The 19,740-nt window shown below is 39.8% G+C and carries 20 protein-coding genes; 9 read left to right on the top strand and 11 right to left on the bottom strand.

Features of this window, described 5'->3' with window-relative positions:
* Window positions 1-75 precede the first annotated feature (75 nt).
* Both PVK70_RS02745 and PVK70_RS02750 read right to left on the bottom strand, forming a co-directional pair.
* The gene (locus PVK70_RS02745) at window positions 76-2,328 is read right to left on the bottom strand and encodes a multiheme c-type cytochrome (RefSeq protein ID WP_130047538.1); all 2,253 of its coding nucleotides are present in this window, start codon (window positions 2,326-2,328) and stop codon (window positions 76-78) included.
* A 162-nt stretch (window positions 2,329-2,490) separates the two neighbouring features.
* On the bottom strand, window positions 2,491-4,038 hold the full coding sequence (locus tag PVK70_RS02750) for an arylsulfatase (protein ID WP_130047539.1): 1,548 nt from the start codon (window positions 4,036-4,038) through the stop codon (window positions 2,491-2,493).
* Between the two features lie 311 nt (window positions 4,039-4,349).
* Here PVK70_RS02750 and PVK70_RS02755 point away from each other — a divergent pair, with 311 nt between their 5' ends.
* Window positions 4,350-5,921, top strand: a complete 1,572-nt coding sequence (locus tag PVK70_RS02755) for an arylsulfatase (RefSeq protein WP_130047540.1) — start codon at window positions 4,350-4,352, stop codon at window positions 5,919-5,921.
* A gap of 76 nt (window positions 5,922-5,997) precedes the next feature.
* On the opposite strand, the gene PVK70_RS02760 is transcribed toward PVK70_RS02755, so the two are convergent.
* Together PVK70_RS02760 and PVK70_RS02765 are read right to left on the bottom strand one after the other, a co-directional pair.
* Window positions 5,998-6,273 carry a nitrogenase-stabilizing/protective protein NifW gene (locus PVK70_RS02760; protein WP_130044599.1) on the bottom strand — a complete coding sequence of 92 codons (276 nt, stop codon included), beginning with the start codon at window positions 6,271-6,273 and terminating at the stop codon, window positions 5,998-6,000.
* An 8-nt stretch (window positions 6,274-6,281) separates the two neighbouring features.
* Window positions 6,282-6,626, bottom strand: coding sequence for a hypothetical protein (locus PVK70_RS02765; RefSeq protein WP_130044600.1), 345 nt, complete (start codon window positions 6,624-6,626; stop codon window positions 6,282-6,284).
* A gap of 223 nt (window positions 6,627-6,849) precedes the next feature.
* Between PVK70_RS02765 and PVK70_RS02770 the strand changes: the two genes are divergently transcribed.
* A complete protein-coding gene (locus PVK70_RS02770; protein WP_130047541.1) occupies window positions 6,850-7,134 on the top strand; it encodes a DUF134 domain-containing protein in 285 nt (94 codons plus the stop codon).
* Window positions 7,134-7,331 carry a (Na+)-NQR maturation NqrM gene (nqrM, locus tag PVK70_RS02775; protein ID WP_130044602.1) on the top strand — a complete coding sequence of 66 codons (198 nt, stop codon included), beginning with the start codon at window positions 7,134-7,136 and terminating at the stop codon, window positions 7,329-7,331. The genes PVK70_RS02770 and nqrM overlap by 1 nt, the downstream gene beginning before the upstream one ends.
* A 52-nt stretch (window positions 7,332-7,383) precedes the next feature.
* Here the strand turns inward: nqrM and PVK70_RS02780 are convergent, their stop codons facing one another.
* The 6 genes from PVK70_RS02780 to PVK70_RS02805 all read right to left on the bottom strand — a co-directional run bounded on the left by PVK70_RS02780 (window position 7,384) and on the right by PVK70_RS02805 (window position 12,147).
* Complete coding sequence (locus tag PVK70_RS02780; protein WP_130047542.1) at window positions 7,384-7,743, bottom strand: DUF4156 domain-containing protein; 360 nt, start codon at window positions 7,741-7,743, stop codon at window positions 7,384-7,386.
* A 99-nt stretch (window positions 7,744-7,842) separates the two neighbouring features.
* Entirely contained in the window at window positions 7,843-8,295 is a 453-nt protein-coding gene (locus tag PVK70_RS02785) for a YccF domain-containing protein (protein ID WP_130047543.1), read from the bottom strand.
* Between the two features lie 334 nt (window positions 8,296-8,629).
* Window positions 8,630-9,895 carry a DEAD/DEAH box helicase gene (locus PVK70_RS02790; protein WP_130047545.1) on the bottom strand — a complete coding sequence of 422 codons (1,266 nt, stop codon included), beginning with the start codon at window positions 9,893-9,895 and terminating at the stop codon, window positions 8,630-8,632.
* Window positions 9,896-9,963: 68 nt separating this feature from the next.
* A complete protein-coding gene (catB, locus tag PVK70_RS02795; RefSeq protein ID WP_130047546.1) occupies window positions 9,964-10,590 on the bottom strand; it encodes a type B chloramphenicol O-acetyltransferase in 627 nt (208 codons plus the stop codon).
* Window positions 10,591-10,682: 92 nt separating this feature from the next.
* A complete protein-coding gene (locus PVK70_RS02800; RefSeq protein ID WP_130047547.1) occupies window positions 10,683-11,261 on the bottom strand; it encodes a hypothetical protein in 579 nt (192 codons plus the stop codon).
* Window positions 11,262-11,436: 175 nt separating this feature from the next.
* Window positions 11,437-12,147, bottom strand: coding sequence for a hypothetical protein (locus tag PVK70_RS02805; protein ID WP_130047548.1), 711 nt, complete (start codon window positions 12,145-12,147; stop codon window positions 11,437-11,439).
* 344 nt (window positions 12,148-12,491) lie between these two features.
* Between PVK70_RS02805 and rbsD the strand changes: the two genes are divergently transcribed.
* The 6 genes from rbsD (at window position 12,492) to PVK70_RS02835 (ending at window position 18,620) form a co-directional block, all read left to right on the top strand.
* Window positions 12,492-12,911 (top strand): D-ribose pyranase, encoded by a 420-nt coding sequence (gene rbsD, locus PVK70_RS02810; RefSeq protein WP_130047549.1) that lies wholly within the window; start codon window positions 12,492-12,494, stop codon window positions 12,909-12,911.
* A 12-nt stretch (window positions 12,912-12,923) separates the two neighbouring features.
* Window positions 12,924-14,438 (top strand): ribose ABC transporter ATP-binding protein RbsA, encoded by a 1,515-nt coding sequence (rbsA, locus tag PVK70_RS02815; RefSeq protein ID WP_130047550.1) that lies wholly within the window; start codon window positions 12,924-12,926, stop codon window positions 14,436-14,438.
* Window positions 14,435-15,421 (top strand): ribose ABC transporter permease, encoded by a 987-nt coding sequence (gene rbsC, locus PVK70_RS02820; protein ID WP_130047551.1) that lies wholly within the window; start codon window positions 14,435-14,437, stop codon window positions 15,419-15,421. Before rbsA ends, rbsC begins: the two co-directional genes overlap by 4 nt.
* Before the next feature lie 136 nt (window positions 15,422-15,557).
* Window positions 15,558-16,436 carry a ribose ABC transporter substrate-binding protein RbsB gene (rbsB, locus tag PVK70_RS02825; RefSeq protein ID WP_130047552.1) on the top strand — a complete coding sequence of 293 codons (879 nt, stop codon included), beginning with the start codon at window positions 15,558-15,560 and terminating at the stop codon, window positions 16,434-16,436.
* Between the two features lie 183 nt (window positions 16,437-16,619).
* A complete protein-coding gene (gene rbsK, locus PVK70_RS02830) occupies window positions 16,620-17,537 on the top strand; it encodes a ribokinase (protein ID WP_130047553.1) in 918 nt (305 codons plus the stop codon).
* A 75-nt stretch (window positions 17,538-17,612) separates the two neighbouring features.
* Complete coding sequence (locus PVK70_RS02835; protein WP_130047554.1) at window positions 17,613-18,620, top strand: substrate-binding domain-containing protein; 1,008 nt, start codon at window positions 17,613-17,615, stop codon at window positions 18,618-18,620.
* 57 nt (window positions 18,621-18,677) lie between these two features.
* Here the strand turns inward: PVK70_RS02835 and PVK70_RS02840 are convergent, their stop codons facing one another.
* A complete protein-coding gene (locus tag PVK70_RS02840; protein ID WP_130047555.1) occupies window positions 18,678-19,532 on the bottom strand; it encodes a DNA ligase in 855 nt (284 codons plus the stop codon).
* Window positions 19,533-19,740: the final 208 nt, after the last annotated feature.

The following is a 19,740-nucleotide window of genomic DNA, read 5'->3' on the forward strand; positions in this document are numbered from 1 at the left end:
CCTATCCTAACGAGATAAATTTTATCTATTCATTGTAAATACTTGCTCTATAACTATTGGTTATACCGATCATCATTAAAGGCGTTGTTTTAATGCATCAATGACATTTTTCGGAGCGTACTGCTCCAATTGAGTAATGCATTGTGCTGCTTTTTTAAGCTGATTTTTTAATAGCATGTCGCATTGAGCAAACAGATGCTGTGGATCGCCACTGAGCTCAAAGGCTTGGTTTAAGGCTTGCGCGGCAGCTGCTCCATCAAAAGGCTCCATCGATAATCCATACACATACCAATATTGAGAGTTTTGTTTCTCGATCTCTGCCGCTTTTCTAAAGTACTGGCTAGCTTCTTTTTTCTGCTCTAATCGCAATAACGCTAATCCAGTACTGTAAGGCAGAGCTCCTGAATTTGGCTGCGCTTTTATTCCTTCTTTTAACAGTTCAAGTTCTTTGTTTTCTTTACCTTGCGTACGATACATATCCGCTAAATTGACATAACTATTAATAAAATAGGGTTCAATTTCAATCGCACCTAAATAGGCCTGCTCTGCTTTTTCTAGTTTTCCTTGAGAGCGATACACATTACCTAAGTTAGTTCGCCCGAAGCCTCGATCTGCATTAAACAGTTGAATGTTAATGTATTCGTTTAATGGTGCTGTTAATTGCTCTTTTTGTAATGGATTAAGATCAGACCAATACGCGGCTAATGCTCCTGCGGCTTCTGAGCGGATCGCTAAAACGTTGTCGGTTAATAATGGAGAAAGGATCTGCCAACGGTCATAAGCGCTATATCCTGCAGAGCCTTGCACTGCTCCTAAGCGAATAAGTTCATCATCATGTTTTATCGCTCTACCAAGTGCCACTAATGTATTCTTGCTCGGAAAACGACTTAATCTTTGCAGAGCTGAGCCTCGAATAATACCCGCTTGTTTTGCGTCTTGTGCTGTATATGACAGGGCATCTCCCGCCCCACGATAATTAATGTCTGATGCGTAAAATGCCACAGCAAAGTGTTGCTGATTTCGATACGGAGAATCAGGGAACCATTGACCAATCTGCTTATCGGCCCAACTGTCGTCTTTGTCTTCATGGCATTGGGTGCAAACATTAGGAGTACCAATGTTCTTACTCAGATCTGGCCTTGGTATTTGCCAGCTATGATCACGTCTTGCATCTACGCCCATGTAAGTCGTTTCTGGCATATGACATGTCGTACATTGCGATGCTTCGGTATTGGCTTCATGGAAGGTGTGTTTTTCTGGTGTATATTCTGAGGCAATATGACATTGGCTACACACGGCTTGCTCTGGAATATCTAACTTTGTTGAATGCGGGTTATGACAATTGCTACAAGTGACACCCTTTTTTGCCATTTTCGATTGCATGAAAGAACCATATACATAATCTTCATCGTAAATCTGACCATCATTATGATAAAGCTCAGCAGTGATTAAACTTGGAAGGTAGCTATCTAATAATGTTTTTGAATCACCTTTGATATGAGCCTGATCTTCATTTAATTGGGTTCGGCGACTATGGCACTGCGCACACATAGTAATTTGATCAGTGGCTTGGATTTGCTTTGGTTGCAGTGTTGTGTGGCCTTCTTTAAAGACCCATTCTTTGACTGACTTACTCAAATCACGATCAAAACCATAGTGGGGATTTTTATTTTCTGTTTGGTTCTTACTCCAAGTAATATGCTCACTTGCTGGGCCATGACAGGCTTCACAACCAACATTAATTTCAAACCAGCTGGTGTTATAGGTATCAGTCTTCGCGTCGTAATTCTTCTTTACATCCGTTGAGTGACAATCAGCACACATGAAGTTCCAGTTCTGCCCAGTATTAGTCCAATAGAACTCATCGGTTTTTTCCATCTCAGGATAAAGGTGATACCAACGTTGACCACCCTCTTCTGCACTACGTGAATCCCAAGCGAATGGAATTAATTGGATACGTCCATCGTCAAATTCCACCATATATTGCTGTAATGGCTCAAACCCAAACGTGTAGCTAATTTGGTAATCGTTGAACTTCCCATCAGGCCCTTCGATATTGACCCAATATTCATCGCCTTTCTTAAAAAAGCGATTTGGTTTTCCTTTAAACTCAAAAATCGCGTCATTAAAATCACCATACACACTGTCTTTATCCGCATGCTTCATTGCCATGTCATGATCAGAACCAATCCATGCTTCGACTTCTTCTTTATGGCAATCCACGCAAGTTTCATTACCGACAAAATCGGCAGCAACTGTATTCGATGAAAAACCAATAATGCTTATCCATACCACACAAAGTGCGTAGGTGATTATTTTATTGCTCATATACATCCTTGTATTGATACATTTTCTATCTCTAATCCTAAAGATAACAATACATTAGATATAGAGTATATTTACTGATTTTTCCATTAGGATTTATCAATATGTGAATGCTAGCAGAAATAAAAAAGGGCCCCGAAGAGCCCTAGCGTTATCTGATTTTTACTATTTATTGTGAGGCTGTTGCAGCTTCTCCATTACCTGATCAAGGCCGAAACTTGCTGCTTTTTGACGCGGAGGAAATTCCTCAAAGGTTGCTAAATATTGTCCTACATACGCCTGTGCTGGAACAAACATATATGCATGGTCTAACAACCAGTCATAGTATGTATTAGACGTTACATCGGCGACTTCATATGGGTCCATACGTAAGTTAAACAATTTAGGCACACGTAGAGTTACAAATGGTTCAGCCCAAATTTGAAGCGTACCGTTAACACGTTGCTCCATAAATACTGCTTTCCACTTGTTATAACGAAGTGCGGCTAAATCACCATCATCGGTAAAGTAAAAGATTTCATCACGACGGCCTTTCTCTTCTTTACCTGTTAAGTAAGGTAAGAAGTTGTATCCATCTAGATGGTTTTTAAAGCTCTTATTTCCAAGTTTGGTTCCTTTTTTCAATTCATCTTTTATGTCGTCATTGCCGGCAATCGCTGCAAATGTTGGTAGCCAATCCATGTGGTGCATAATTTCATTAGATACTACGCCCGGTTCAATTTTACCCGGCCAACGAACCATGGCTGGTACTCGATAAGCCCCTTCCCAGTTGGTGTTTTTCTCACTTCGGAATGGCGTTGTACCCGCATCAGGCCATGAGTTCATATGAGGACCATTATCGGTAGAATAGAAAACAATGGTGTTATCTTTAATACCTAGTTTATCCACGGTTTTTAACAGTTCACCCACGTGGTTATCGTGCTCAACCATACCATCAGCGTAATTACTGATCCCTGTTGAACCTTGCAGCTCCGGTTTTACGTGAGTTCTAAAGTGCATTCGAGTCGCATTCCACCACACAAAAAATGGCTTATCTGCTTTCACGGCACGCCCCATAAAATCAATTGCCGCAGAAACGGTTTCATCATCGACAGTTTCCATACGCTTGCGTGTAAGCGGGCCTGTATCTTCAATCTTGCCATCAGCGTACGATTTAATTACCCCACGAGGTCCAAACTTTTTACGAAACTCAGGATCTTTAGGGTAATCAATGTTTTCCGGTTCTTCTTCCGCATTTAAGTGGTAAAGATTACCAAAAAACTCATCAAAACCATGCGCTGTTGGAAGAAACTCATCTTTATCACCAAGGTGATTTTTACCAAATTGGCCTGTCATGTAGCCCATTGGTTTTAACACTTCCGCAATGGTTGCATCTTCGGCTTGTAAACCTATATCTGCGCCCGGCAAACCGACTTTACTTAAACCTGTTCGTAATACACTTTGGCCAGTTATAAACGTTGAACGACCAGCAGTACATGATTGCTCTGCGTAATAGTCGGTAAACATCATCCCTTCTTTTGCTATGCTATCAATGTTTGGGGTTTTGTATCCCATTAAACCAAAGGTATACGCACTGATATTTGATTGACCAATATCATCCCCCCAAATTACTAAAATATTGGGCTTTTCGGCAGCAAGGGTATAGCCAGAAGCCCCCATTAATACCGCACTTAAAATACCTAACCTACGATTTGTTCCTTGTTTCAACGTCATATAACCTCCTGTTTATGTATAAGCAGTTACGATTAAATATATAGTCTATAAAACAAGCAGAATCGAATTTGATGTATGTTTTTTATTCAATTTTATGCCAATTGTCTCTATTCCTTTTCTTCATCACTCAAAAATAAATATGGTATTTCTGATCAACATCTCAATTAGTCTTTAATTACACCTTACAAATAACCATTTAAATTCAACAATTTAATTTAAAAATAACCATTGGTTATAACCGCTATAAAGCGACGAATCATTATTTCTCACTTAGAGTACAGACAATTAATCGCAACTAATTGGAGTTCTTCATGGGACATAATTTAAGTAAGATTGCTGTTGGCGTTGGCCTACTTGCCACCTCAGGCACAGTGATGGCAGCATCTCAACCAAATATACTCGCTATTTTTGGTGATGACGTTGGTTACTGGAACATCAGTGCCTATAACCAAGGCATGATGGGTTACGAAACCCCAAACATTGACCGTATTGCAAACGAAGGTGCCCTTTTTACTGATCACTATGGCCAACAATCGTGTACTGCTGGCCGTGCAGCCTTCATTACAGGTCAAGAACCTTTTCGTACTGGCCTCTTAACCATTGGTATGCCGGGTTCTGATCACGGTATTCCTGATTGGGCGCCTACTATTGCTGATCTTTTAAAAGAACAAGGCTACATGACCGCTCAATTTGGTAAAAACCACCTAGGCGATCAAGATAAACACCTACCAACTAACCACGGTTTTGATGAGTTTTTCGGAAATCTTTATCATTTAAATGCTGAAGAAGAACCAGAAACGTATTACTACCCTAAAGATCCTGAATTCCGTAAAAACTACGGCCCTCGTGGTGTGATTAAGTCGTATGCCGATGGTAAGATCGAAGATACAGGCCCAATGACGCGTAAACGTATGGAACATGCCGATGAGGAGTTCTTAGATTCTTCATTAGCGTTTATGGAAAAAGCAGTTAAAGCAGATAAGCCTTTCTTTATCTGGCATAACACCACCCGTATGCACGTTTGGACTCGTCTGCAAGAGAAATACCAAGGTGCATCAGGCATCAGTATTTATGCTGATGGTATGCTTGAGCACGATGATCACGTCGGTATCTTACTAGATAAACTAGACGACCTAGGTGTGGCAGATAACACCATTGTTATTTATTCAACCGACAACGGTGCAGAAACTGCAACATGGCCAGATGGTGGTGCAACTCCATTCCATGGCGAGAAAGGGACAACATGGGAAGGCGGTATGCGTGTTCCGCAGCTTGTTCGTTGGCCGGGAACTATCGAGCCGGGCACTAAAATCAATGAAATGATGGCACACCAAGATTGGCTACCAACGCTACTTGATGCTGCGGGTGTCCCTAATGTGAAAGAAAAACTGGCTAAAGGCTACAAAGCCAACGGCAAAGAATTCAAAGTTCATATTGATGGTTATGACTTCAAACCATTATTTGAAGGAAAAACAGACAAAGGCCCTCGTGAATCCCTACTCTACTTCACTGCAAATGGTGAGTTAAACGCAGTTCGCTGGCAGGATTGGAAATTAAACTTTGCAGTGATGGAAGGTAATATTTCTAATGCGGTTCGTCTAGAGCCAAACTGGCCTCAAATCATTCACCTACGTGCTGACCCATTTGAAAAAGCACCACACGAATCGGGTATGTACCTACGCTGGATGGCAGATAACATGTGGCTATTCGTACCGATGCAAGATGTATTAGGTGAGTTTTTTAACACTCTACCTGACTATCCAATGCAGTCTGGCCAATTAATGAACCCTGCTGCTATAAGCTCTCAATCTCTTCAAATGAAAGCAAAAATGCAGCAGTTGGATAAACTACAACAACAAATGAACAGCTTAAACGTAAAATAATTGAATCGTTAAGTGAATAAATGAAAGCCCTCGATGGATTAACATTGAGGGCTTTTTGTATATAACTATTGTGAGATTATCGACGAATACATGTAGTACAACCACGACACGCTGAACGAGTGTGGGGATCTAATCGTCCTCTTTGAATCTTACAATAGGCATTTCTTAATGCACGACGAGCCGAAAACCAATCATCCGGTTTCGCAAGCAGCAAGTTGCCATTAATCCGTTTCATTAATGGCACTCGATATTCATTAATAAACTTACTGTCAAACTCAATATCAAAATGTTTAAGAACCTGTTCTATTGAAGTAAAACTAGCAATCACTTTTTGAATTTCAGCTTGGCTCATCGGTAATACTAATGCTTAAACGTGTTCATTTCAGTCGCGCTAGTAGCCGTAAGATCACCCGATGGATTTAATAGATGTGGCAAAATCTTAGGCAAATTTAGCGTAATGTCTTTATCTTCAACAGCATAAATAACTTCGTTATACCAACCTAATAACCCCATTGATGCATACCCAATAGCATCATTATCTTCACGGTGTTCAATGATAATTTGTAGAAAACGCAAAATCGCTTTATCGTTTGATCCAGCTTGCTCACGAGTTGAGTGAAAAATCTTTGTTGCTTCAACTACCAACCCTGCATATTCAGTTTCAACAGAAACTTGAAAAGAACCACCATCAACAGAAATTTTCATAAGATTTATTGCCAATTCATTATTCTAATAAAGGCGCATAATATCGAATAAATATCACCTTGTCGTTAGTCATAATAAAAACCACTTGATCTAAATAAAGAAAATACTCTTCATGATTATTTTTTAATCTTAACGAACTCTGTTAATGGCATATGCCAAAAATAATTATTGGCATATGCCACTAACAAGCCTATACTTTGCTTGTATTTAATGGAGAGCATTGATGGCTAGACCTAAAAAGTGTCGTCGAATTTGTAGTAGAGCACCATACAGTTGCTTTAAACCTAATGGCGTACCAACAACAGAACTACCGCAAGTTCAACTACTTGCTGAAGAATTAGAAGCATTGCGATTGGCTGATTTTGAAGGATTAAGTCAACAAGACGCAGCCGACCAGATGATGGTTTCTCGACAAACCTTTGGCAGCATAATTAAACAAGCAAGATTTAAAGTAAGCAGTTGCTTGGTTAATGGTCAGGCTTTAATGCTCCAAACGGAGATTGAATAATGAGTACTCTACTAATTACTTTTATTGTGTTTATTCTTACCATTTTATTAATGGCATTAGGCGTTATATTTGGACGTAAAGCGATCCAAGGAAGCTGTGGTGGACTGAATAACGTGGGAGTGAATAAAGTGTGTAATTGTAAAACGACTTGTGGGGATCAGAAGCTTTATCAAATCTCAGAGCCTTCCGAAAGATAAATAAAAAAGCATCCATAATTAAAAATCTATGGATGCTTTATTATCAGTATATCTATTTAACTTGAACTGTACTTTCTGCTGATTGTTTACATAAATAAGCGTTGCCAAACATAGTAACAGAGCTTGAAAAATCTAAAGACTGATATAGATACAATGTATCCGCGCCTAGTGCTGCTGCTTTAATTCGCATTTGGTTTAATGTACCCCAAACCATATCCTTATCAGCGTGCAGCCAGTAATCATAAAAATGGCCTTCTGAGCCAAATACAATCCCCAAACGTTGACAATCTTTTACTACTTCAACTTCATCCCAAATCACATCTACTTTTTCTGATTCTTGAGTTGGGAAAGTCACGCAGCCTGTTAATATCATTGACGATGCTAACATAGAGCTAGCTATTAGCGTTTTCATTAATTAATCACTACCAAATGAATGTTGCGCGATTTTAGTGAAAATTTAGCCGCTGGCAAGTAATAATCTAAATTTTATTAATTGTGCCCTGCTCTTTTATTAACGCCACTTATTTACTTCTGCCTCTGCATTAGCACGACGAGCGGCTGCTGCAACTTCTTTATCAACAATTGTTTGCCCAATAGGTGCAATTGAGATCACAGCAAGCTTCAAGTGTTGAATGGCAAATGGAATACCAATAATCGTCACAAAACAAGCTACCGCTGACATTACATGGCCAATCGCTAACCAAAAACCTGCAAAAATAAACCACAGAACATTACCAATAAAACCAAGACTACCTGTACCTATGTCTTCGTTTCGGGTCAATTCATCACGATAAATCGCTTCTTTACCAAACGGGAAAAAAGAAAAACCAGCAATAACAAAACACGCTCTTCCCCATGGAATACCAATGATACTAATAAAGGCTAATACACCAAAAAAGCACCATGCTAGACCCATGAATACGCCACCAAAAAGGAACCAAATTAAATTACCAATTGCGCTCATTTTATTTCCTTACTTTATCATTCTATTTCTGATAATTGATTAAACCGTAAATTAGATCACTGTAGTTAATCGTCAGCGCCACACTTTACACATTCATCATAAGTTCTCTCACCTTCACTAATGACCGTGTATTGGCCCACACAATTTTCACACAGTGCAAGTACAGGATAGGCTTCTTTTTGTTTTTTGGAAGACCTATTTCCTTCCGTTGTATAAAATTTTCTCACAAGCACTCCCAAGTTAGGAAAATTCTTAACTATAGAAAAACACTCGACAATATGAAGTGTCGAGTGTTTTTAATAATACCAATGTAACTAATTAGATGATCTATTTATTACCAGTTATCTGGGTATTTTCTTTTGTTCTTCTTGCCTGTGCCTTCTGGTTTTGCGACTGGTTTAATCGCTTCTAATAAGGCCTCTGTGATATCTTCATCTACTTCAAAACCCTCTACTTGCTCACGCTCAAGTCGGATCTTGTTTTTCTTCTCAATGATTTTAAAGTGATGGTAATCTTCAAAATCAATTAATGATAATGCTAGACCCACTTCACCTGCACGGCCACTTCGACCAATACGGTGCATGTAATCTGCTGGGCTTCTTGGCAAATCAAAATTGATAACCACTGGCAGTTTTTCAATATCTAAACCACGAGCGGCAATATCTGTAGCAATCAGTACATCAATCTCACCCGCTTTAAAACCTTCAAGAACACGGCTACGAGCGCCCTGACCTTTATCACCATGGAATACCTCTGCAGTAATTCCACGCTTTGACAGTTTATCGGCTAGGTGATTACAACCGTTTTTAGCGTTGACAAAAATAAGTGCTTGTCGCCATTGCTGTTGATGAATCAAATGCGCTAATACGGCTGTTTTTTCACCCTTATTAACAGTAAATACGCGCTGTACTAAAGTACTTGCGTCTGCACTTTGTAATTGCAACTCTACCGGGTTATTAAGTAACGCCTGAGTTAACGTTTCTACTTCTTCTGGAAACGTTGCTGAAAATAACAGTGTTTGTTTTTGCTTTGGCGCTAACGCTAATAGCTGAGACAATTCTTCAGTAAAACCAAGACTTAGCATTCTATCGGCTTCATCAAGTACTAAGGTTTTTACTTGGTCTAACTTAATGGCATTACTTGAGATCAAATCTAGTAATCGACCTGGCGTTGCAACTAAAATGTCGCAACCACCACGAAGGTTCAGCATTTGTTTATTAACAGATACACCACCAAACACAGACACCGTTTTAATCGCACCATTAAAATGCGCGGAATATGATTTGATACTATCAGCGACTTGTTGTGCAAGCTCACGAGTAGGAACTAAGATAAGGCCAGTAACATAATTGCCTTTATTGCTGTGGGGTTTCCCTGACTGCTGCTCAAAAATTTGCTGCAACATAGGCAATGCGAACGTTGCTGTTTTACCTGAGCCTGTATTTGCCCCTGCAATTAAATCACGTCCGGCTAATACACTTGGGATAGCTTGCGCTTGAATAGGCGTTGGCTGTTGATATTCCAGCTCTGTTAATCGTGCTAACAATGGTGAAATAAGGCCAAGTTCTGCAAAGTTGGCTGGTGCTGTCGTCGTCGTCATGAATATAAAGGGCTCAAAGCTAAAATAATAGCCGGTTATTTTAGCCTATTTATGCCCTCTACGGTTAATTAAATCGAATTTTTCCAATACGCATAAAGGCCATTAATATCAGACGAACACAGTAAGTCCATTGCACCTTTAATTTTCTCTTCACTCCACTGCCACCACTTCATTTCTACTAGCTGAGCAATCTCAGTCTCTGTAAAACGATAGCGGATATGTTTAGCCGGATTTGAACCCACAATGGAGTATGGTTCTACATCTTTAGTCACCACAGCACGACTTGCTATGATTGCACCATCACCCACAGTAACACCACTCATGATCATTGCTTCTGTACCAATCCAAACATCATTACCAATAACGGTATCACCAGCACGTTCAAAGCCATCTTTAGCATCAGCAAAGTTATCGTTATCTTGATAGAAAAATGGAAAGGTACTTGCCCATTTATGTTGGTGCCCTTGGTTTCCTGCCATCATAAAAACAGCGCCTGACCCAATAGAACAATAACTACCAATAATTAGCTTATCAATATCTGTTCTATCAGAAAGTAAATAGCGAGCACAATCATCAAAGCTGTGATTATGGTAATAACCAGAATAGTAACTGTGCTCACCAACAATAATATTGGGGTTAGTTACTTGCTCTTTTAATGACTTACCAATAAAAGGGCTTTCGAAATAATTGTTCACTATCTACTCTCTTATACAAATAACTTAATATACTTAAGGCTGTCTAAGTATTATAAACTACTGTTTTTCAATAAACCAACCGTAATAACAACCTACTCTACTGCTTTATCATCACGTGGAATGGCTTTTACGGGTTCCACAACAACCTTATTTATATCGATCTCTGCGACATTATTTTTGATATAATTAAGATCTCGTTCATTTTTATTATGTACCGTAATCGTAATGTCTCCATTACCACCACAACGGTCACCATAAATCTCACCGATGTACTTTATTTCTTTTGACTTTAATGTAAATGACTCGGTAATCATCGGTTCATCATAACTAAAAAATGGGTTCGTATTAGATAGCCAGAAATCATAAGTACCCGGCTCAAGTACTGTTGAATAAACTAAACCATATTCTGATTCAAAAAAACTATCAATATATCCGTTATTTAGTTGATATACACCTATGCTATCTCCAAGTGACGCTTCATTTTCAGATTTTTTCACTACGACTTGAACCGTATTAATCTTACAAGCCTCATATGCGCCTGCTGAAAAAATCAATACTGATTGATTCTTTTCTAAGTTATTTACATCAATATCATTGACCGTTGGTAAGGTTGTCGCACAGCCAGTTAATACACTTAATGCGGTACCAATAAACAAAGCTTTAGTTTTCATTTTGCATCCTTGTATAAATGAAGTTTCTATTTAATTAGCCTTCAGTTTATATTTAAATAATTAATACATCATGATTTACATCGCTTTAGATAATAAAAATGCCAAGTCACTCTAATAACTTGGCATTTTTTCTCTTTATAAAAAATAAATAAATCCAGCTTAATAATGTGGTTTATTAAAATTTATCCGCATCAATTTCAAAAAGCGTTAAATCACTTCTGATTGGTTTATATTCCACCGGAGGTTCAATCAAAAAGACGTTATCAACACCTAATTTATTTAAAGCAGATATTGAGTAGTACCAGCCATCATAACCTCCTTCGTCAAACTGAGAGAAATCATCACTTTGGCCCAATGTCGTGATCCTTTGATCAACCCCAATCATGGAATAAAACGCATCCTCACGCTTTATCGAATCTTTCATATAGTTAGCCGCTTCATTTAATGTCTCTTCACGTTGCTGAATAGATAGGCTGGCTAACTCTTTTTCAAACTCACTATCATCAAATTCGTTACTGCTTGCCCCACCATGAAAACCAATAACAGCACGGTTACTTATTAATTTTCTTTTTCCGCTTGGAAATACATAATTTGCGCATGATGAAAAACAATAATCGTTCACTTCAACGGTTAAGTTATTTTTATAAACAAACTCACCGAGATCCATCCCAAGGTTAATTTCTCCACCATAACTCTTAATTTCTAATGTTTTAATCTGTCCATTATTTTTATATAACGACAACAGCGTTTCATTCGCATCGCCAGAGATATCCCCTTCATAGACGAACTTATCTCCCTTAACGACCACCGTAGTCTCTAACTCAACCATGGCTGAGGGTGCATTACATAAAACAAAACCTAAATAAAGACAATTGGTTACGCGCATTATTCAACCTCAATGTTAAATTTCTAAAATAATAAACGCCAATCTATTCGTTATACTGAAGTATAAGTAGTCATTCGATATTCAATTGAAGTTTTAGTTCCTAGAGATTGCACATTTAAAAGTACCCCCTCCTTCCATCCTTTAGCTACCACCAAAATTTGACTAAGATCTCTTATTTAGTCTTTCATCAATTAGATTCCTGCGTTTGATCACACTTAGTTATATTCTTGGATGCAAAGTGCTATTTATTGCTCTAAATTCACCATCGAAACGTTTACGCAAACGTTTCGATGAGCATTAAACAAGCAGTATGTGTTCATAATTAATTAACTAAAGGTATTCTCATGAAGAAAAATACACTACTAAACGCAGAGTTATCGTATGTAATCGCCACACTTGGCCATACTGATGAAGTCACTATTTGCGATGCTGGCCTGCCGATTTTTGAAGAATCACAACGAATCGATTTAGCATTAGTTCAGGGAATACCAACCTTTATTGATACCGTAAAAGCGACATTGTCTGAAATGCAAATTGAAGGCGTAATTGTTGCTGAAGAGTTCAAAACCGTTAGCCCACAACTACACGATGAGCTGATGACACTTATTGCTGCTGAAGAAGCGCTGTGTGGAAAATCAATTACCGTCTCTTACGTGCCTCACGAGGCATTTAAAGTACACACACAGCAAAGCAAAGCGATTGTTCGCACTGGTGAATGCACTCCTTATGCTAACGTTATTTTCCAATCTGGCGTTGTATTTTAAATAGGACACGTTATGACTCAAGCTATCTTAGAATTAAACGGCATTGAGAAAGCCTTTCCAGGCGTGAAAGCTCTGGATGGTGCTTGTCTTAATGTCTATCCCGGCAAAGTCATGGCCCTGATGGGTGAAAATGGCGCGGGTAAATCAACCTTGATGAAGTCACTAACGGGCATCTACGCAATGGATGCTGGTGAAATCCGTTACGAAGGTAAAGCGGTTAACTTTAATGGCCCTAAGCACTCTCAAGAATCAGGTATCAGTATTATTCACCAAGAGCTGAACCTTATTCCTGAACTGACCATTGCTGAAAACATCTTCTTAGGCCGTGAGAAAACCAATGCATTTGGTGGCATCAAATGGGCTGAAATGTACAGTGATGCAGATGCTCTACTGAAACGTTTGAATGTAAAACACCACTCTCGTCAGCTATTAGGCGAACTGAGTTTAGGTGAGCAACAAATGGTTGAGATTGCCAAAGCACTGTCGTTCAAATCTAAAGTTATCATCATGGATGAGCCGACTGATGCCTTAACGGATACTGAAACTGAATCCCTATTTAAAGTCATTAACGAACTACGTGATGAAGGTTGTGGCATTGTTTATATCTCACACCGTCTAAAAGAAATCTTCGAGATCTGCGATGACATCACAGTACTGCGTGATGGTAAATTCATTGGTGAACGAGTTGTTGCGGATATCGATGAAGACACACTAATTGAAATGATGGTAGGCCGTCGTCTTGATGAGCAATACCCTCGTATTGATGTTCAACACAATGAAAAATCACTAGAGTTGTTCGATGTTTCTGGTCCTGGTGTTCACAATGTTAGCTTCTCATTAGATCGCGGGGAGATCCTTGGTGTATCGGGTTTAATGGGCGCAGGCCGTACTGAGTTAATGAAAATTATCTACGGTGCCGCCCCAATGACCTGTGGCGCTATCAAACTAAACAACAAGATGATTAACCCAATCTCTCCTCGTGATGGTTTGGCAAACGGCATTGCTTATATCTCTGAAGACCGTAAAGGTGATGGCCTAGTACTTGGTTTATCAGTGAAAGAGAACATGTCTTTATGCTCGTTAGATCAGTTATCAAAAGGTGTTCAGATTGATCATTACGCGGAAGTCACAGCAGTAGAAGATTTCATTCGCTTATTCAATATTAAAACCCCTACTCGCGACCAAATTATCGGTAACTTGTCTGGCGGTAATCAACAAAAAGTGGCGATTGCTAAAGGCCTTATGACTCGTCCTAAAGTATTGATTTTAGATGAGCCAACACGTGGTGTTGATGTTGGTGCGAAAAAAGAGATCTACCAATTAATTAACCAATTTAAAGCCGAAGGCATGAGCATTATTTTAGTCTCATCTGAAATGCCTGAAGTATTAGGAATGAGCGACCGTATCTTAGTTATGCATGAAGGCCGTATCAGTGGCGAATTCATGGCAAAAGATGCCGACCAAGAAAAATTATTGGCTTGTGCAGTAGGTAAAACTGTTGAGCAAAACATCGAGGTAATAGCATGAGCACTAAATCAATGACTTCATCTGAAACGCAACAAAAGAAAGGCGGCATGTTTTCTAAAGAATGGCTGATTGAACAAAAATCATTAATCGCGCTATTGCTTTTAATTGTCGTGGTTTCCTTTTTAAACGACAACTTTTTCACTGTCGACAATATCTTAAACATCCTGCGCCAAACCTCAGTCAACGCGATTATCGCGGTAGGTATGACACTGGTTATCTTAACCGCAGGTATCGACTTAAGCGTTGGTTCTGTATTAGCACTCTGTGGTGCCTTTGCTGCAACCATGATTGGTCTTGAGATTCCGGTAATGATTGCGGTTCCTACTGCGCTACTTGCGGGTGCAGCTCTGGGTGCAATCAGCGGTATTATTATCGCTAAAGGCAAGGTTCAAGCCTTTATCGCAACGCTAGTTACAATGACGTTATTACGTGGTGTAACCATGGTTTATACCGAAGGCCGCCCTATCTCAACAGGCTTTACTGATGTTGCAGACAGCTTTGCGTGGTTTGGTACAGGTTACGCACTTGGCATCCCAGTTCCAATCTGGCTAATGGTTATCGTATTTGCATCTGTATGGTACTTACTAAATCACACACGCTTTGGTCGCTACGTTTACGCACTCGGTGGTAATGAATCTGCAACTCGCCTATCTGGTATCAACGTAGATCGCGTTAAGATCGGTGTTTACGCAATCTGTGGTCTACTTGCTGCACTAGCTGGTTTAATCGTAACGTCTCGTCTTTCTTCAGCTCAACCAACAGCAGGTATGGGTTATGAGCTAGATGCTATCGCAGCGGTTGTACTTGGTGGTACAAGCCTCGCTGGTGGTAAAGGTCGCATCATGGGTACGCTAATTGGTGCTCTGATTATCGGCTTCTTAAACAACGCACTGAACTTATTAGATGTTTCTTCTTACTACCAAATGATTGCCAAAGCGGTAGTTATCCTACTGGCAGTATTAGTGGACAACAAGAGCAAGTAATACGCACTAAATTATATAAGAACGCAATACAAAAATTTCACCCCTATACATTCGTTTGCTGTTTAAAACAAAAATAGGCACAACCAGACGTACCCTGTTTGAATTGTGCCGCCCTACACTCTACAAGGAATATAGAATGAAAAAGTTAGCAACCCTAATCTCGGCAGCCCTACTTTCTACCTCTTTCGCATCGACAGCTGCGGCTCAAGATACAATGGCAATGGTCGTGTCTACATTGAACAACCCATTTTTCGTGACCATGAAAGAAGGTGCTGAAGCAAAAGCAAAAGACCTAGGCTACAAACTGATTGTTCTGGATTCTCAAAATGATCCAAGTAAAGAGCTTTCAAACATTGAAGATCTTACAGTTCGTGGTGTAAAAGCAATTCTAATTAACCCAACAGATTCTGATGCGGTATCAAATGCGATTCGTATGGCTAACCGCTCTGGCATCCCTGTATTAACGCTTGACCGTGGTGCAAGCCGTGGTGACGTAGTAAGCCATATTGCCTCAGATAACGTTGCTGGTGGTGAGATGGCAGGTAAATTCATCATGGAAAAAGTGGGCGAAAAAGCACGCGTTATCCAACTTGAAGGTATCGCTGGAACATCGGCTGCACGTGAGCGTGGTGAAGGCTTCATGAAAACGGTTGATAATGGCGATCTGACTCTACTTGGTAGCCAACCTGCTGACTTTGACCGTACTAAAGGTCTTAACGTAATGGAAAACATGATTGCAGCAAACCCTGATGTTCAAGCAGTATTTGCTCAAAATGATGAAATGGCGTTAGGTGCTCTACGTGCTGTTCAAGCATCAGGTAAAGACGTATTAATCGTTGGTTTTGATGGCACAGAAGACGGTATTGCAGCGGTTAACCGTGGCCTACTTGGTGCAACGATTGCACAACAACCAGACCTAATTGGTGCACTTGGTGTAGAAACAGCGGTTAAAGTTCTTAAAGGCGAAACTGTTGAAAAATTCATCCCAGTTGACCTAAAAGTTATTACTAAGTAATCAACTCATAAAGTAATAAAACGGGAGCATTGATACGCTCACAACTACATTGTATCGATGCTTCACTCTTCTTAGAAGAGCAAAAATAGATATAAAACGTATCGTTAAATGAAGTAAAGAAAAAACATTTACCCATAGGTTTTAAGACCACATTCCGGTCACAGATAAGAAACAAGGCACATTATGAATAAATTAGTTGTTTTAGGTAGCGTAAACGCAGACCACGTTCTTCAAGTTGCTTCTTTCCCTCGCCCTGGTGAGACGTTACACGGTCACAGCTATTCTGTTATTCCTGGAGGTAAAGGCGCAAACCAAGCCGTTGCTGCTGCTCGTTTAGGTGCTGATATCGCATTTATCGCAAGCGTAGGTGACGACAGCTTTGGTCACCAAATGATTGAAGCATTTAAAATCGATGGCATTAATACCCAAGCCGTAATGATAGAAGAAAACACCCCAACAGGCATTGCAATGATCCAAGTAGCAGCAACCGGTGAAAACAGCATCTGTATCTCCGCCGAAGCAAACGCACGACTAACAGCAGAGCGTATTGCCCCTCATCACGGATTAATTGAAGCGGCTGATACCCTATTAATGCAGCTTGAAACCCCTATTGAAACCATCGAAAAAGCGGCACAAGTTGCCAAAGCCGCAGGTACTAAAGTGGTATTAAACCCAGCCCCTGCGCATCAATTAAGTGATGACTTATTGCAACTTGTTGATATGATTACTCCAAATGAGACAGAAGCTGAATTACTAACAGGCATTGAAGTAACCGATATGGCAAGTGCTCAACTGGCTGCTGACGCCCTTCATACAAAGGGTATTGAAACGGTAATGATCACCCTTGGCAGTAAAGGAGTATGGATCAGCCAAAATGGTTCTGGTCGCCAAGTTGAAGGCTTTAGAGTTCAAGCAACTGACACAACAGGTGCCGGTGATACTTTTAATGGCGCGTTTTTAACAGGATTACAGTCTGGCCGTAAATTGGACGATGCAATCAAATTTGCTCATGCTGCGGCGGCAATCTCAGTAACTCGAATGGGTGCTCAAACCTCTATTCCTTCTATTACAGAAGTAGAACGTTTTTTACTAGAGCATTAATACCGATTTTGATGTCTTTATGAGCAAAATACCTTTGTGATTTGCTCATAAAGACATAAATAAAGGATTGAATTTATGGCAACAATCAAAGATGTAGCCAAACATGCAAGTGTCTCAACCTCTACAGTAAGTCATGTTTTAAATAAAACACGCTTTGTTAGTGAAGACATTTCTGAACGAGTAATGACTGCAGTCACAGAGCTAAATTATGCCCCTTCTGCACTCGCTCGTAGCTTAAAAGTCAATCATACAAAAACCTTTGGTATGTTAGTTACGACTTCTACCAACCCCTTCTTTGGTGAAGTCGTAAAAGGCGTTGAGCGTCGTTGTTATGAAATGGGCTATAACCTAATCCTATGTAATACCGAAGGCGATGCTAAGCGCGTTCACTCAAGCCTAGATACCCTATTACAAAAGCGTGTTGATGGCTTATTGCTAATGTGCACCGAAATTGAAAATCAAGTACTTGAATTATTCTCTCGATACCAAGCTGTACCAACAGTGGTAATGGATTGGGGCTTGATTGATTTTCCTAGTGATAAAATTCAAGACAACTCGCACCACGGTGGCTATCTAGCAACAAAGCATTTAATTGAACAAGGACATACTGAGATTGGTTGTTTAACGGGTCCTCTTAATAAGCTACAAGCACAACAACGTTTAAGTGGTTTTGTGCAAGCGATGGAGGAATCAGGAGTAGCGATCAATAAAGAATGGATTGCCTCTGGTGACTTTGAATGCGAAGGTGGAGAGGCCGCTTTTAATGAGCTTCATAGTCGAGGGAAGTTACCTAGCGCACTCTTTGTGTGTAATGACATGATGGCAATGGGTGTCATTAATTGCGCGAATAAAAAAGGTATTTCTGTGCCTAATGATCTTTCTATTGTGGGCTATGATGATATTAAAATGGCTAAATACATTACGCCATCATTAACTACTATCCATCAGCCAAAACATCGATTAGGGCAGCAAGCCGTTGATTCATTATTGGAAAAAATCCAAACCAAATCAGAAACTAATCATGTAATACAGCTTGAGCCGACTTTAGTCGTGCGTGATAGCGTCAAGCCAATAATCGCTTAATCATTTTTCAACAATCCCCCTCAAAGATAGAGTGCATCTAAAATAAGCACTCTATCGTTAATACCCTTCCCGCACCGCAAGATATCGTGCAAATTTAGGTATTCCGTTGTCTGTATAGCCATTATATCGGTAAGTAATTTGCTGCCCCAATTTAGGCGGTTCTTCTCTTAACGCTTGCGTTAACCCACTGCCGATCTTAAATTCTTTTCCATCTGGCATTTTCAATATCAATGCCCCAACCATACCCCGATACTTTCCTTTTCCTGCGGTATAGCCAATAACAATTGCTTCTGCATCCTGATGTTTTTTCAGTTTAATCAAATCATCATGTCGTCCTGGACGGTATACAGCATCAACTCTTCTCAACATTACCCCTTCCCCTTTTCGTCCTGAAATATCTTCTAATACATCAAACAGCATTTCTTCAGAGCTTATCGGATGTTGATCTACTAATTTTAAATGTGGAATATCAAGCGCTTTAATCATGGTTGATAATTCATAGTACCGTTTTGGAAACATCCCCGCAGAGCTAGGCAAGTCAAACATCATAAATCGAATGTCTCTCCAAGACGCTTCGTCAGGCTCAGAATCAAGCACCGTCCTTGCTACCTTTTGAAAACCACCACGACCTGCCCATAACTCCCCATCAATAGGATGATCAGGCAAAGGATCAGTAAACCAATCTGGCGCGTGCAATTTGTGTCCTTTTCGAGTTAACAGCTCAGAACCAGACCAGTAGGCCCTTATGCCATCGAGTTTTTCACTCAACCAGTAGGCATCAATATCAACTGAACTCTCGTAATTCATCGCCAGTGAAATCGCAATTGTGGCTGTGTTTGGCTCATCTAAAGCAATAACAGGTTGAGAAAGTACTCCCAAAGCAACAAGTGTTGAGAGTTGGACCTTTTTCATTTAATGATCTCCTATATATAAATAATACTGTTCATTGATGAACCATCATTGCATATTATTCATACAGAAAAAGACCTACTCCATAGTTATCCCTTTCTCTACGATCCATATCTACATTCAATGTAATCTTACTTTAAGCAATGCATATTTGTTTGCATCCACTCAACAGGACCTGTTTGTATATACACTATTACTATTTTTGTTATTA

It is taken from the genome of Aliivibrio sp. A6 (assembly GCF_028765505.1).
Lineage (GTDB): Bacteria > Pseudomonadota > Gammaproteobacteria > Enterobacterales > Vibrionaceae > Aliivibrio > Aliivibrio finisterrensis_A.